We start from the raw sequence: 13,408 nt of genomic DNA on the forward strand, positions 1-13,408 counted from the left end.
CCGACGGGTTCACGCCCCGCCGCCCTCGCCCTCCGGCCGCGGACCGGCGATGAAGACCAGCCGGAACTTGCCGATCTGGACCTCGTCGCCGTTGCTCAGCGTCGCGGACTCCACCCGCTCCCGGTTCACGTACGTGCCGTTGAGCGAGCCGACGTCGCGGACCGTGAAGGTGCCCCCGTCGCGGTGGAACTCGGCGTGCCGGCGCGAGACCGTCACGTCGTCGAGGAAGATGTCGCTGTCGGGGTGCCGGCCGCTGGTCGTCACGTCGTGGTCCAGCAGGAACCGCGCACCCGCGTTCGGGCCGCGGCGCACCACGAGCAGCGCCATCCCGGGCGGGAGCGAACCGGACATCCGGCTCGGCACCACGTCGGTCTCAGGCCCCTCGAGCACCTCGTCGAGCGCACCGAGGTTCAGCGTGGACGTGACGTCGAGTGGGGGGAACTCGTCGTCTGGGCGCGTCATGGACCACCTCACGGAATCTGTTTCGTCTCGCCGCCCGACGACCAAGGGTGAGCAGGCCGGACGTGGGGTCCGGAGCGCAGCGCCCCCCGCCGCCGCTGCCCGGAGGCCCGGACGCACGACTATCGGTTTCTAAGTGATAACGGTTCTACAGGTGCTCCGCGAGCCTAGTCAGCGTGGATATACCGGGCAACCAGACGCGCGGACGTTCACGATCAGCTGTCGGTCAGCGCCCGGTACGCCTCCGCGTCCAGCAGGCCGCCGAGCGCCGCCGGGTCGTCCGGGGCGATCTCGACCAGCCAGCCGGCCGCGTACGGCTCGGCGTTGATCAGCTCGGGCTCGTCGGCCAGCGTGGCGTTGCGGGACACCACCGTGCCCGCCACCGGCGCGTAGATCTCCGAGACGCTCTTCGTCGACTCGATCTCGCCCAGCTGGTCGCCGGCCTGCACCACCGTGCCCTCGTCGGGCAGCTGCACAAAGACGATGTCGCCGAGCGCGTCCTGCGCGAAGTGGGTGATGCCCACGCGCACGGGACCGGTGCCGTCGCCGGACACCCACTCGTGCTCGGCCGTATACCGCAGATCCTCGGGAATCACGCATTCCTCCGTTGAGAAGCACACCCGCTCAGGACACCGGGCGTGCGTACTGCAGGCTGGCTGGCTGACGCACCGCGGTCACGTCGACCGCGGCGCGTTGCTCCATGGTCACGTTACCGCCGGCCTGGCGCACCGATTCGACCACCCCACCGGGGATCTGCAGCGCGGTCTGCATGGTCGACGGCACCCCGATCACCCAGAGCGTGTACGGGCCGCTGAGCTGCTTGCCGTCGACGATGATCTCGCCGCCGGCCGCGTCGACGAAGTACGACGACGCCACGATGCGCACGGTCACGCCGTTGCCGCCGACCAGCTCCATGACCTCGCCCTGGGCGCCGCGCAGCTCCTGCACCGCGTTCAGGATCGCGGAGGCCTTGATCGGCTGGCCCTTCGGATCGATGGAGATCTTGAGGCCGGGACCGCGCGCCGGCAACGTGCCCGACAGCAGGCCCAGCTCGTCGGCCCGCTTCTCGGCCTCGGCCAGCGCCGCCTGCCGCCCGGCCACGCCCGAGGTGAGCTGCCGCTGGCTCTCCTCCAGGCCGTTGATCTCCTGCTGCAGCCGCTGGTCGCGGGCCTCCAGGTCGGACAGGATCCGCACCAGGTCCTCCTGCCGCGCCGACGCCAGCCCGGAGTCCGCGTCGTTGCTGCGCAGCTGCACGACCAGGGTGAAACCGAAGAGCGCCAGCAGCACCCAGATCAGCGCGCCGGCCGACGACAACCGGCGCCACGGCGCCACCGCCGGCGCCGCGTCCGGCGGGCTCACCTTTTCAGGTGACACCGCCCCGGGACCGTCCGGGTCGGGCACCTGCGTCCGCGCCGGCTCGCCGGCCGACGCTTTCTCAGGTACGGCCGCAGCACGCGCGGAGGTCGTCGGCTCCCCACCGGGCTGAGCCTCGGCGGCGACGGCAGGCTCCGCATCAGCGGCCGGCACGGCGGGCTCCGCATCAGCGGCCGGCACGGCGGCGGGCGGCCTTTCGGCGGGTGCCGTGTCAGCGGGCGGAGGCGGGGTCGGCGGCGTCAGACGCACCGTCGGCCCGTCCGCCTCGATCGGCACCTCTCGCGCGCCGGCGCCGGGCTGCGAGGCCTCGTCGCCGGGCGGCACGATGCGCGCGGTCTTCTCGTCGTCGGTCATCGCGGCCGCCCTACGCCCGGAACAGGTGCCGGCGGATCGCCGCCACGTTGCCGAAGATACGCACCCCGAGGACCACCACGACACCCGTCGAGAGCTGCCCGCCCACGCCCAGCTGATCGCCCAGGTACACGATCAGCGCCGCCACCACGACGTTCGCGATGAACGACACCACGAACTGCTTGTCGTCGAAGATGCCGTCCAGCTTCGCTCGCACCCCGCCGAAGACCGCGTCGAGCGCGGCGACCACCGCGATCGGCAGGTACGGCTGCAGCGCCGGCGGCACGGTGGGATGGAACACGATGCCGAGCACGACACCGGCGATCAGGGCGAGTACGGCGATCATCGGCCGCCTTTCGACGGGGAGCCGGCCGCGGAGGGCGCGGGTGCGGACGGGGTGGCCTGGCGCAGGTTCGGCTGGGTCGCCGCGTCGAGCGTGACGCCGTCGACCTCGGCGACGTCGTACGACATGCCGTACTTGCTGTTGAGGGCGCGGAAGAACTTGCCGGCCGCGCCGTCGCGGAAGTCGCCGGCGAGCGAGTCCGGCCCGATCGCGACCACCTGGTACGGCGTGGTGACCGGCCGCAGGTCGACCAGGATCGCCTCGCCGGCCTGCCGGATCGCCGACGTCGCGGTGAGCCGCTGGCCGTTGATCGCGATCGCCTCGGCTCCGGCCGCCCACAGCGCGTTGGTGGCCAGCTGCAGGTCGGTGTCGCGGACCCGGGCCTCGTTGTTGCGTTCCCCGGTGACCGGGTCGATCGGCGTCGGGCCGTCGCCGACGGTGACCCGCGCGCCGGAGCCCTTGACCGGCGCCAGCCCGGTCTGCGCCTCGAGACCGCGCAGCCTCGCCACGGCGGCGCCGCCGAGCTGCTGCTCGCGCAGGCCGGCGACCTCGGCGCGCAGCCGCTCTGCCCGCGCCTGCAGCTCCCCGGTCTCCTCCCGGCGGCTCTGCACCTGGTCGATGAGGGTGTCCCGGGCCTGCGTCCGGGCCGGTTCGTCGGCCATCGTCTGCTGGTACGCGACCACGAGCAGGAACCCCAGCGCGACGAGCGTGAGACTGCTCACGACCTTGATCATCTGTCGCCGGACGCCCGTGGGCCCCTCACCCCGCTGCTTACGGGCGGCCGCTTCGGCGTACCCGGGGTCCAGGGGGTTGCGGAACAGCTCGGTCAGGAAGTCAGGGGTGAACCGCGGCTGCCGGGCGTCGGCGCCGCCGTCGGGCGTGGTCATCCGGCGACAGCCTCGCGTGCGGACGCCGCACGGTCGGCGCGCAGCAGCGCGCGGGTCTGCGCCAGGTAGAGCACCGCGGCCGCCCAGTACAGGCCGAGCGCCCACCAGGCCAGCCCCCACCCGATCGGCCCGGCGATGCTCTCCGCGGCCGGCACGGCCTCCGCCAGCAGCAGCACCGGGAACGCGCCGAGCAGCACGAACGTGCCGGTCTTGCCGACGTAGTGCACAGGCGGCGGGCCGTACCCGTGCCGGCGCAGCACCAGCAGCGCGACGCCGAGCACGGCCTCGCGCAGCAGCAGAGCCGCGGTGAGCCACCACGGGATGACTTCGCGCACGGTGAAGCCGACGAGCGTGGCGAGGATGTACAGCCGGTCGGCGAACGGGTCGAGCAGCTCCCCGAGCCGGCTCACCGAGTTCATCCGGCGGGCGACGTACCCGTCGACCCAGTCGGTGGTGCCGCCGAGCGCGAGCACCACCACGGCCGCGACGTCGTGATGCGGGCCGAGCAGCAGATAGAGGAACAAAGGCACGCCGAGCAGCCGCACGAAGCTGATCACGTTGGGGACGGTCCAGATCCGGTTGGTGGCCGTCATGGGCGCAGCCTGCTGCGACATCGCGCCCCCTCTCCCCTGCGAATCGGCCCGGGCCCCCACCCGCGGACGTCACCAGCGGCGGAACGGGCCTCGCGACCGTCCCCCTGGAGGCCGCCGGGCACGCCGGTCCGCGCACTCGCCGAGCCACTATAACCAGCCCCGCCCCGACCCAGAATCACCCCGTGCCGGACCGTCCCCCGCTCGTCACCCACCGCACGCCCTCTAAGCCATCCTAGGAAGATAGGTTGAAGGTCTGCGTGCAGGCCGACCCGGTGGGGTGCGGCGTCGCGCTCAGACCGGCGTGCCCGGAACGGGACGGGATGGGCACGTGCGAATGCGACCCGGGACCGGATGGGCAGGCAGAGCGCACAGTTTCGCAAGGCACCCGGCACAGCGCTCCCCCGGACGCCTTGCCCGAGGGAGCGCGAGGGTCACCGCTTGCCGCGCCGACTCCGGACGTAGTCGTCCACCACGTACCGCCCGAGTTCCTCGGCGTCCGGGCTGAACACCCGTCCCCCGCTGCGCTGCGCCACGGCGTCGACGAAGCGGCGCAGGCCCGGGTCCTCACCGAGCATGAAGAGGTTCAGCGTCGCGCCGTAGCGGGTGAGCTGGTCCACCTCCTGCACGGTCAGCCGGACCGTCTCCGGGGTGGTCGGCCACGTGAAGAACGCCTCGCCGTCCTCCTCGAGGTGGGCGGTCGGTTCGCCGTCGGTGACGACCAGCACCACCGGCTCGGAACCGGGGTGCCGGCGCAGGTGGCGGCCCGCCAGTTTGAGCGCGTGCTGCAGGTTGGTGCCCTGGATCATGTCGGGTTCGATGGCCGCGAGCTCGCCCTGGGTGAGCGACATCGCGTACCGGCCGAAACCGACGATCTGCAGCGAGTCCTGCGGGAACCGGGTGGCGACGAGGTGGGACAGCGCCAGCGCCGTCTGCTTCATCGGGCCCCAGCGGCCGTCGGCGAACATCGAGTACGACAGGTCGACGCAGAGCGCGACCACCGCCGAGGCCCGGCGTTCGGTCTCGGCGACCTCGAAGTCCTCCGGCTCGAGGCGGACCGGGACCGTGGCCGTCGCGTGACCGGCGCGGCGGCGGACCGCGTTGCCGATCGTGCGGACCACGTCGAGCGGTTGTTCGTCGCCGAACTGCCAGCGCCGCGACGAGCCGATGAGGTCGCCGGCCGCGCCCGCGTCGCGCAGGTCGTGCTCGCCGCGCTGCTTGCCCGACAGGTCCTTGAAGACCTGGGCCAGGGCCGTACGGCCGAGCCGGCGCAACGCCTTGGGCGACAGCGTGAGCCCGTCGTCGTCGCGGGTGACCCAGCCCTGCCGGCGCAGCTCGCGTTCCAGCTCGCGCAGGCGCCGGACGTCGTCGGCGGCGCCCCGGCCGAGCTGGCGTTCCACCGCCTCGACGTCGATGTCGTCGAGCGTGGCGCCGGGGTGTTCCTGGCCGAGCTGGTCGAGCAGGTCGTCCAGCTCGCCGATCTCGCCCAGGGCCGCGGCCGCGTCGCCGTAGCCGAGGTCCTGCTCGCCGCGCATGCGCTCGCCGCGCCCCCAGTTGAGGTTGGGGCGCAGCGCGCGCAGGTTGTCGGTGAGCTCGGCGAGCTGGCCACGCAGCGGCCCGTCGCCGAGGGCCTGGTCCATCAGCCGCGACAGCTCGTCGCGCTGCTGAGGGCTCAGGGAGCGCATGAGCCGTTCGGCGGCCGCGGCGCGCCGGGCCAGCGAGTCGATGAGCTCCTCGACGTTCTCCGGCTGCTCCGGGAAGAAGTCGCCGTGCTTGGCCATGAACTGCTGGAACGCGTCGTCGGTGTCCTCGCCGCGGGCGTGCTTGCCGAGCAGGTCGTTGAGGTCCGACACCATCTCGGCGACCCGGGCGTCGGTGGCCGGGTCGCGGCCCTGCAGCGCGTCGCGCATGCCGGCGAATCGCTGCTCGACGACCTCGCGCCGCAGCCCGTCGAGGATCTGCTGGTAGAGGTCGCGGGCCTCGGCGCTGGCCCACTGGTATTCGGAGAGCTCCTCGACCGCGCGCGACGTCGAGCGCGGCAGGTTGTCCAGGACGGCCTCGTTGAAACGGGCGTCCATGTCGTCGCGCCCGCGCAGCTCGTCGCGTTCGGCGGCGAGGGCCTGGTCGAGCAGCTGCTGGGCCCGGGTGACGGCGCCGTCGAGGTTGCCGCGGCGCAGTGCCTCCCGGCGCAGCCGCCGCGCGCGGGCCTGCAGGTCGTCCAGCCCGCGGCCGTCGCGGGGGCCGCGGCGCAGCAGGTCGCGCAGCGCGTCACGCAGGCTCTCGCCGCCCAGGACGCGCTCCCCGACCTGGTCGACCGCGGCCCGGACGTCGTACGGCGGCGCGAGTGGATCCGGCCCGTCGCGCCAGGCGCCGTACCGGAAACGATTCCCGGCCACGGTCAGCTCCCGTACAGGGTGCGGCCGTCGTCGGTCAGCTCCTTGGCCAGCCGGCGGGTCAGGTGCAGGCCCTCGAGGACGAACTCGACGCCCGCGGCGGCCTGCCCGGGGCTGGGCGCGTCGCCGAGGCCGAGCCGGTCGAGGACCTTGGCCAGCCCGGGGACCGTGCCGATCTGCGCGAGCAGTTCCTCGGCGGACACCAGGTCGCCGGTCTCGATGATCGAGCCCTCGGCGACCAGGTCGGTGAAGCCGGACAGGTCCAGCCCGGCCAGCCGGGCCCGGAACGTCTCGGCGGTGGCGACCCGCAGCAGATGGGCGAGGATCTCGGTCTCGCGTCCCTCCTCGCCGCTGTCGAACTCCACCTTGCCGCGCAGCGTGCTGGTGACCGAGGCGGCGTCGCAGATGCGGGCCACGGCCTCGCGCTCGTTGCGCAGCCCGGCCCGGCGCAGCGCGGACGCGGCGACGGTCTCGGCGGCGGCGATGGCGAACCGGGCGGACACGCCGGAGCGGGCGTCGACGGCCGGCGACTCGCGCACCGCGCGGGTGTATCGGGCGAGCACCTCGACCAGGTGGTCGGGCACCGCCGCGGCCAGCGCCGCCTCCTGCCGGATCAGGTCGGTCTCCAGCTCCACCTCGAGCGGGTAGTGCGTCCGGATCTCGGCGCCGAACCGGTCCTTGAGCGGGGTGATGATGCGCCCGCGGTTGGTGTAGTCCTCGGGGTTGGCCGAGGCCACCAGCAGCAGGTCGAGCGGGAGCCGCAACTGGTAGCCGCGGACCTGGATGTCGCGTTCCTCGAGGACGTTGAGCAGCGACACCTGGATGCGCTCGGCCAGGTCGGGCAGCTCGTTGACGGCGAAGATGCCCCGGTTGGTGCGCGGCACCAGCCCGAAGTGGATCGTGTCGGGGTCGCCGAGCGCGCGGCCCTCGGCCACCTTGATCGGGTCGACGTCGCCGATGAGGTCGCCGACGCTGGTGTCCGGGGTGGCGAGCTTCTCGCCGTACCGCTCGGAGCGGTGCAGCCAGGAGATCGGCAGCAGGTCGCCGGTCTCGGCGGCGAGCCGTCGGGTGGCCGGGGTGAGCGGCTGGTACGGGTGTTCGCGCAGCTCCGAGCCGGAGATGTACGGCGTCCACTCGTCGAGCAGGTCGATCAGCCCCCGGATGAGCCGGGTCTTGCCCTGGCCGCGCTCGCCCAGCAGCACCATGTCGTGGCCGGCGAGCAGGGCCCGCTCGACCTCGGGCAGCACCGTGTCGTCGTAGCCGACGATGCCGGGGAACCGGGGCGCGCCGCGGCGCAGCCGGTCGAGCAGGTTGTCGCGCAGCTCCTCCTTGACGGTGCGGAACTCGTGCCCGGCGGCACGCAGCTCGCCGAGGGTGCGCGGAAGATCGGTAGGCGGTGTGGGGACAAGCGGTGTGGAAGCCTCTGTCACTTCGAGAACGCTACTCCCGCGCGGGCGGAGCCGACCAAGGTCGGCCGAGCGGGCCCGGGACCGGCAAGCTCGGGACCGCGCTACCACCGCGGGTCGCGTACACGGGGGCGTACGGGTCTCCGGCACGGCGGTGCCGATACCCGGTTGAGCACGCCGATAGAGTCAGGTCCCGATGAGCGCCACGATGATCGCCCGGGACCTCGCCGCGGGGCACGGCGACCGCACCCTGTTCAGCGGCCTCGATCTGGTGGTCGCGCCCGGTGACGTGATCGGCCTGGTCGGGGTCAACGGGGCGGGCAAGACGACGCTGCTGCGCACCCTCGCGGGACTGCTCCCCGTCGAGGCGGGCAGCGTCACGGTCAGCCCGCCCACCGCGACCGTCGGCTACCTGCCGCAGGAGCGGGAGCGGCGTGCGGACGAGACCGTCCGGGACTTCCTGGCCCGCCGCACGGGCGTCGGCCCGGCACATGCGGCGATGGACGCCGCCGCCGAGGAGCTCGCCGCGGGGACGGCCGGCGCCGACGACGCGTACGCGGCCGCGCTCGAGCGCTGGCTGGCGCTGGGCGGCGCCGACCTGGACGAGCGCGCCGCCCAGGTCACCGCCGACCTGGGCCTGGCGGTGGCGCTCGACCGGCCGATGACCGCGCTGTCCGGCGGGCAGACCGCCCGCGCGCAGATGGCGTCGCTGCTGCTGAGCCGATACGACGTGTTCCTGCTCGACGAGCCGACCAACGACCTCGACCTGGACGGGCTGGCCCGGCTGGAGGAGTTCGTCACCGGGCTGCGCGCCGGGACGGTGGTGGTCAGCCATGACCGGGAGTTCCTGACCCGTACGGTCACCGCGGTGCTGGAGCTCGACCTCGTGCAGCAGCAGGTGAACCTGTACGGCGGCGGCTACGGCGCCTACCTCGAGGAGCGCGAGACCGCCCGGCGGCACGCGCGCGAGGACTACGAGGAGTACGCCGACAAGAAGGCGGGCCTCGAGGAGCGCGCGCGGACCCAGCGCGGCTGGATGGAGCACGGCGTGCGCAACGCGCGCCGCAAGTCCAAGGACAACGACAAGATCGGCCGGAACCTGCGCGCCGAGTCGACCGAGAAGCAGGCCGCCAAGGCCCGGCAGACGCAACGGCTGATCGAGCGGCTGGACGTGGTCGAGGAGCCGCGCAAGGAGTGGGAGCTGCGGATGGAGATCGCCGCGGCGCCCCGGGCCGGCGCGGTGGTGGCCACGCTGCGCGACGCGGTGGTGCGCCGCGGCGCGTTCACGCTGGGCCCGGTGACGCTGCAGATCGACTGGGCGGACCGGGTCGCGATCACCGGGGCGAACGGCGCCGGCAAGTCGACGCTGCTCGCCGCGCTGCTCGGCCGGCTGCCGCTGGACGAGGGCAGCGCCCACCTGGGTCCCGGCGTGGTGGTGGGCGAGGTGGACCAGGCCCGCGGGCTGTTCCTCGGCGGCGAGCCACTGCTGCGGGCGTTCGGCGCGGCCGTGCCGGACCTCGCCGAGGCCGACGTCCGCACGCTGCTGGCGAAGTTCGGGCTGAGGGCCCAGCACGTGCTGCGGCCGGCCGCGACCCTGTCCCCCGGCGAGCGCACCCGCGCGGCGCTGGCCCTGCTGCAGGCGCGCGGGGTGAACCTGCTGGTTCTCGACGAGCCGACCAACCACCTGGACCTGCCGGCGATCGAGCAGCTGGAGGCGGCGCTGGCGACCTACCCCGGGACGCTGCTGCTGGTCACCCACGACCGGCGGATGCTCGACGCCGTGCACACCGCCCGGCATCTGGAGGTCGTGGACGGCACGGTCAGGGGCTGACCGACACCGGGTCGCTGATCGCGCTCTCGTTGCCCGAGCGGTCCAGCCCGCTCAGGCAGTACGTGGCCGCGCCCGCCGGGGGCGCGGGGTCGACGGCGTCCTGCTTGCCCGCCCGGCCGGTGGCGACGAGGTTCGCGACCGCGCCGTCGACCCGGTAGAGCGCCCAGGACACCGGCTCGGCGCCGTCGCGGACCTGCCATTCCACGGAGACCGTCCCGCCGGTGCGCCGGGCCGCGGTGGCCCGGGGCGCCTCCGGCGGCTCCAGCGGCAACCGGCGCATCGTGGGCACCAGCGCCGGCGTCGCGTAGTGCCGGGCGCGGTATCGGGTGACGGCGCCCAGGCGGTCGGCGCGGATCTGCTTGGCGCTGAAGTGGACGCTGCCCTGCACGCCGTACCGGTCGTTGAGGGCGAGCTGACGCTCGATCTGGTCGGGCTGCTTCCACGGGCCCTTCTCGCCGACGCGGTAGTCTCCCTGCCCGATGTAGAGCTGCACGCCGGTGCCCTTGACCAGCGCCGACCACCACGGCAGCACCTTGGCGTAGTCGGCCTTGTCGAAGCCGATGGCCCAGTACAGCTGCGGGACGATGTAGTCGAGCCAGCGTTCGCGCACCCACTTGCGGGTGTCGGCGTAGATCGCGTCGTAGCTCTGCAGGCCGCTGGTGTCCGAGCCGGCCGGATCGCTGGTCTTGTTGCGCCAGATGCCGAACGGGCTGATGCCGAACTTCACCCAGGGCTTGAGCTGCTTGATCCGCTCGCTCATCTCCCGGACCAGCGTGTCGACGTTCTGCCGCCGCCAGTCGGCCCGGCTCTGCTTCTTGTCGGCCCGCTTGGCGAAGCTCTTGTCGTCGCGGAACTCGTTCCCCCCGCCCTCCGGGTACGGGTAGAAGAAGTCGTCGAAGTGCACGCCGTCCACGTCGTACTTCCCGACGGCCTCGAGCATGGCGTCCTCGACGAACCGGCGGGCCGCCGGGTTGCCCGGGTCGAAGTACAGCCGGGCGGTCTTGCCGTCCGGGTACGCGATGGCCCAGTCGCGGTGCTTGAGCAGCGGATGGTTCGGCGCGAGCTTGGCGAAGTCGGCGCCGGGCCCGGCCGGGGCGGGCTGGCTCCCCCGGTACGGGTTGAACCACGCGTGGAACTCCAGGTTGCGCGCGTGCGCCTCGGCGACCATGAACTGCATCGGGTCCCACCCCGGCGACCGGCCGTCCCGCTTGCCGGTGAGCCACTCGGACCAGGGCGCGTACGCCGAGGGCCAGAACGCGTCCCCGGACGGCCGCACGTGCACGAAGATCGCGTTGTGGTGCTGGGCCACGGCCAGGTCGAGCCAGCGCAGGTATTCCGCCTGCACCTGCTCCTTGGGCAGGCCGGGCCGGCTGGGCCAGTCGATGTTCATGACCGTGGTCAGCCACATCCCCCGCAGCTCGCGGGTGGCCCGCACCGGCACGGCGCCGCAGCGCCCCGGCGTGCCCCCGGCCGGGACCGCCTGCTGACCGGCGATCGGGGCGGGGTCGGGCTCCTCGTAGGTGGCCGCGCGCAGCAGCCCGAGGCCGAGGACGGCCACGGCGAGCAGGACGGCGGCGAGGATCAGGACGAGCCGGGCGGGGGGACGAGGCACCCACCCAGTGTGCCCGCTCTAGTGTCGGGTCATGAACGTGGTGGTTGTCGGTGCCGGGGTCGCCGGGCTGTCCTGCGCCCGTGAGCTGCAGCGGGCCGGCGTGCAGGTCCGGGTTCTGGAGCGCGGGCGGGTGGTGGGCGGGCGGCTGGCCAGCAAGCGCTACGGCGGCCGGTACGCCGACATCGGCGCGGCCTACGTCGTGCCCGACGATCCGGACTTCGCGGCGCTCGCGGAGTCGTGGCGGGCCCGCGGGCTGGCCCGCCCGTGGACCGACACCCTGGCCGTCCTGCCCGGCGAACCGGCGAAGGGGCCGATGCGGTGGGCCGCGCCCGGCGGGCTGCGGTCGCTCGCCGCCGACCTCGCCGAAGGGCTGGACGTACGCCTGGACAGCGAAGTGACCGCGGTCCCGGACGACGCCGACGCGGTGGTGCTCGCGATGCCGGGGCCGCAGGCGCTGCGCCTGAACCCGCCGGCCGCGGTCGCGGACGCCGCCCGGCGCCAGGCGTGGCAGCCGGTGATCACGGCCGTGCTGGCGTACCCGGAGCGGGTGTGGGCCGGCTTCCACGGCGCGTTCGTCAACGACCACCCGGTGCTGACGACGGTCTGCGACGACGGCGACCGGCGCGGCGACCGCGCCCCCGTCCTGGTCGCCCACTCCACGCCCGAGGTGGCCCGCGCGCACCTCGGCGACCCGGCCGCCGCGGGACCGGCGATGGCGGCGGCCACCGGCGAGCTCCTCGGCATCGCGGCCGCCCCGGACGTCCAGGTCCACCGCTGGACCTACGCGCAGCCGGAACCCCTCGACGGCCCGTACGCGACGGACGGCCGGGTGTGGCTCGCCGGTGACGCCTTCGGCAAGCCGCGCGTCCAGACGGCCTGGCTGTCCGGACGCGCGGTCGCGCGGGCGCTGCTTCAGAGCAGCGAGCGGTAGACCTCGAGGGTGTCCTGGGCGATCGTCGACCAGGAGAACTTCTCCACCGCGCGGCGGCGGCCGGCCAGGCCCATCTGTTCGGCCCGGGCCGGGTCCTCGATGAGCTTGCGCATGGCCGCGGTGAGGTCGGCGACGAACCGCTCGGGGTCGACCGGGGTGCCGGTGCCGTCCGCCAGCTGCTCGATCGGCACCAGCAGGCCCGTCTCACCGTCGGCGACCACCTCCGGGATGCCGCCGGTGGCGGTGGCCACGACGGCGGTCTCGCAGGCCATGGCCTCCAGGTTGACGATGCCCATGGGCTCGTAGATCGACGGGCAGACGAACACGGTCGCGTGCGTGAGCACCTGGACGACCTCGTGCTTGGGCAGCATCTCCTGCACCCAGATCACGCCGTGCTCGTCGCGGGCGGCGCGCAGCTCGCGGGCCAGGCCCTCCACCTCGGCGGCGATCTCCGGGGTGTCCGGCGCCCCGGCCAGCAGCACGATCTGCGTCTCGGCCGGCAGGTCGCGGCAGGCCCGCATGAGGTATGGCAGGCCCTTCTGCCGGGTGATGCGCCCGACGAAGACGACGCTGGGGCGGTTCCGGTCGATGCCGAGGCGCTCCACGACGTCCGTGTTCCGGTCCGGCGCGTACTGCTCGGTGTCGATGCCGTTGTAGACCACCCGGATCCGGTCCGGGTCGACACCCGGGTACGCCGTCAGCACGTCCCGCTTCATCCCGCCGGAGACGGCGATGACGGCGTCGGCGGCCTCGATGGCGGTGCGCTCGCAGAACGACGAGAGCGCGTACCCGCCGCCGAGCTGCTCGGCCTTCCAGGGGCGCAGCGGTTCCAGGCTGTGCGTGGTGACCACGTGCGGGACGCCGTACAGCAGCTTGGCGGTGTGGCCGGCGAAGTTCGCGTACCAGGTGTGGCTGTGCACGATGTCGGTGCCGTCGGCGCCCGCGGCCATCTCCAGGTCGACGCCCATCGTGCGCAGGGCCGCGTTGGCGCCGGCCAGCCCGGCCGGCTCCGGGTACGCGGTGACGCCCGGCTCCTCGCGCTTGCCGCCGAAGCAGTGCACCCGCACCTCGGCGAGGTCGCGCAGATCGCGCGCGAGGTACTCGACGTGGACGCCGGCGCCGCCGTACACCTCCGGCGGATACTCCCGGGTGAACAGGTCGACGCGGAGGTTGCCGCTGGCAGGTTTCGTACGCGAGTCGGTCACGTGACGCAGAATAAGCCTTTCGACTG

General features: G+C 73.6%; 12 protein-coding genes. 2 read left to right on the plus strand and 10 right to left on the minus strand.

Annotation, left to right across the window (positions count from 1 at the left end; translation table 11 throughout):
* Nucleotides 1–9: 9 nt before the first annotated feature.
* From AB0K03_RS18085 to AB0K03_RS18120, 8 genes are all read right to left on the minus strand, one after another.
* On the minus strand, nt 10–462 hold the full coding sequence (locus tag AB0K03_RS18085) for an FHA domain-containing protein (RefSeq protein ID WP_067499957.1): 453 nt from the start codon (nt 460–462) through the stop codon (nt 10–12).
* Between the two features lie 212 nt (nt 463–674).
* Nucleotides 675–1,055 carry a glycine cleavage system protein GcvH gene (gene gcvH / locus AB0K03_RS18090; protein WP_364685898.1) on the minus strand — a complete coding sequence of 127 codons (381 nt, stop codon included), beginning with the start codon at nt 1,053–1,055 and terminating at the stop codon, nt 675–677.
* Between the two features lie 28 nt (nt 1,056–1,083).
* Nucleotides 1,084–2,187 (minus strand): DUF881 domain-containing protein, encoded by a 1,104-nt coding sequence (locus AB0K03_RS18095; protein WP_364685901.1) that lies wholly within the window; start codon nt 2,185–2,187, stop codon nt 1,084–1,086.
* Between the two features lie 10 nt (nt 2,188–2,197).
* Nucleotides 2,198–2,530, minus strand: a complete 333-nt coding sequence (locus AB0K03_RS18100; RefSeq protein WP_071803906.1) for a small basic family protein — start codon at nt 2,528–2,530, stop codon at nt 2,198–2,200.
* Complete coding sequence (locus AB0K03_RS18105) at nt 2,527–3,414, minus strand: DUF881 domain-containing protein (protein ID WP_364685904.1); 888 nt, start codon at nt 3,412–3,414, stop codon at nt 2,527–2,529. The genes AB0K03_RS18100 and AB0K03_RS18105 overlap by 4 nt, the downstream gene beginning before the upstream one ends.
* On the minus strand, nt 3,411–4,028 hold the full coding sequence (locus AB0K03_RS18110) for a CDP-alcohol phosphatidyltransferase family protein (protein WP_364685907.1): 618 nt from the start codon (nt 4,026–4,028) through the stop codon (nt 3,411–3,413). Before AB0K03_RS18110 ends, AB0K03_RS18105 begins: the two co-directional genes overlap by 4 nt.
* A gap of 410 nt (nt 4,029–4,438) precedes the next feature.
* Complete coding sequence (locus tag AB0K03_RS18115; RefSeq protein WP_364685910.1) at nt 4,439–6,400, minus strand: hypothetical protein; 1,962 nt, start codon at nt 6,398–6,400, stop codon at nt 4,439–4,441.
* A gap of 2 nt (nt 6,401–6,402) precedes the next feature.
* On the minus strand, nt 6,403–7,827 hold the full coding sequence (locus tag AB0K03_RS18120) for a sigma 54-interacting transcriptional regulator (RefSeq protein WP_364685913.1): 1,425 nt from the start codon (nt 7,825–7,827) through the stop codon (nt 6,403–6,405).
* A gap of 172 nt (nt 7,828–7,999) precedes the next feature.
* Here AB0K03_RS18120 and AB0K03_RS18125 point away from each other — a divergent pair, with 172 nt between their 5' ends.
* The gene (locus AB0K03_RS18125) at nt 8,000–9,634 is read left to right on the plus strand and encodes an ABC-F family ATP-binding cassette domain-containing protein (protein WP_364685916.1); all 1,635 of its coding nucleotides are present in this window, start codon (nt 8,000–8,002) and stop codon (nt 9,632–9,634) included.
* Here AB0K03_RS18125 and AB0K03_RS18130 read toward each other — a convergent pair.
* Nucleotides 9,624–11,246, minus strand: a complete 1,623-nt coding sequence (locus AB0K03_RS18130) for a family 10 glycosylhydrolase (protein ID WP_364685919.1) — start codon at nt 11,244–11,246, stop codon at nt 9,624–9,626. The two genes, AB0K03_RS18125 and AB0K03_RS18130, sit on opposite strands and share 11 nt — an antisense overlap.
* Nucleotides 11,247–11,277: 31 nt before the next feature.
* On the opposite strand from AB0K03_RS18130, the gene AB0K03_RS18135 reads away from it, so the two are divergent.
* Nucleotides 11,278–12,177, plus strand: coding sequence for an FAD-dependent oxidoreductase (locus AB0K03_RS18135; protein ID WP_364685922.1), 900 nt, complete (start codon nt 11,278–11,280; stop codon nt 12,175–12,177).
* Here AB0K03_RS18135 and glgA read toward each other — a convergent pair.
* Nucleotides 12,159–13,382, minus strand: coding sequence for a glycogen synthase (gene glgA, locus AB0K03_RS18140; RefSeq protein ID WP_364685925.1), 1,224 nt, complete (start codon nt 13,380–13,382; stop codon nt 12,159–12,161). The two genes, AB0K03_RS18135 and glgA, sit on opposite strands and share 19 nt — an antisense overlap.
* Between the last annotated feature and the right edge of the window lie 26 nt (nt 13,383–13,408).

Origin of the sequence: Actinoplanes sp. NPDC049316, from assembly GCF_040677315.1 — a bacterium.
Lineage (GTDB): Bacteria > Actinomycetota > Actinomycetes > Mycobacteriales > Micromonosporaceae > Actinoplanes.